Source organism: Mesorhizobium alhagi CCNWXJ12-2, from assembly GCF_000236565.1.
Classification (GTDB): Bacteria; Pseudomonadota; Alphaproteobacteria; order Rhizobiales; family Rhizobiaceae; genus Allomesorhizobium; species Allomesorhizobium alhagi.
The window spans coordinates 1-982 of the sequence record NZ_AHAM01000294.1 but is presented as its reverse complement, the minus strand read 5'-3'; the positions used below and the strand labels follow the sequence as shown (position 1 = coordinate 982).

The window sequence follows — 982 nt, the reverse complement described above, 5'->3', positions numbered from 1 at the left end:
GCCGCCGTCAAGCGCGGGCACCAAGCGTTAGATTCCATCCACTAGTTTGGCGATACGACAACGCCCCAAGGCAGCGCGCCGACCGTGACGGACTGCACCGGCTCGTCGGTCTCCACGTCGATGAAAGTGATGTCGTTCGAAACGCCGTTGGTCGAAATGATCGTCTTCTGGTCGGGCGTGAACGCCAGTTGCCAGACGCGCTGGCCGACCAGCGCGTATTTCTCCACCTCGTAGGTCTCGGCATTGATCACCGCCACGCGGTTGGCGGGGCCGAGCGCGACATATGCTTTTTTCCCGTCGGCGGTGATCCGTACACCTACGGGCTGGATCGATTCGGCGCGCAGGCCCGGGATCTCGAAAGTGATCTTGTGCTTGATCTCGCGGGTTGCGTTGTCGATCACCGAGACCGTCCCGCCGATCTCAGCGCTGACCCACGCTTCCGAGCCGTCGGGGGTGAATTCCACGAAGCGCGGGCGGGCGTCCACCAGCACGTTGTGGGTGATCTCGTTGGTCGCCGTATCGATGAAATGCGCCATGTTCGTCGTCTCGGACGTGTTGACCATGGTCTTGCCGTCCGGGCTGACGCCCATGCCCTCCGGTTCCACGCCGACAGGGATCTCGGCAAGGACCCTTTTGCTTTCGAGGTCGATCACGGTGACAAGATTGTCGTCTTCGTTGGCGACATAGAGCGTCTTGCCGTCTGGCGAGAGCACGAAGAGTTCGGGGTCCGGCCCCGACGGCAGCGATCCGACGATCTCATGCGTGGCCGTGTCGATGATCTCGATCGTGTTGTCGTCGCTGGCGCAGAGATAGATCAGCTTGCCGTCATGCGAGATGGTGATGGCGCGCGGCCGCTGCCCGACATTGATCGTCTTGACCACTTCCATCGTGGCCGAATCGACGACGCTGACCGTGTTGTCCTTTTCGTTCGAGACATAGACCATATAGGCCGAAGCGGGGCTGGCCATGAGGCCGGCCGCTG

The 982-nt window shown here is 61.9% G+C and carries 1 protein-coding gene; it reads right to left on the bottom strand.

The features are described 5' to 3' along the window. Window positions 1–41: 41 nt before the first annotated feature. Entirely contained in the window at window positions 42–968 is a 927-nt protein-coding gene (locus MAXJ12_RS30660; protein ID WP_085984137.1) for a YVTN family beta-propeller repeat protein, read from the bottom strand. Window positions 969–982: the final 14 nt, after the last annotated feature.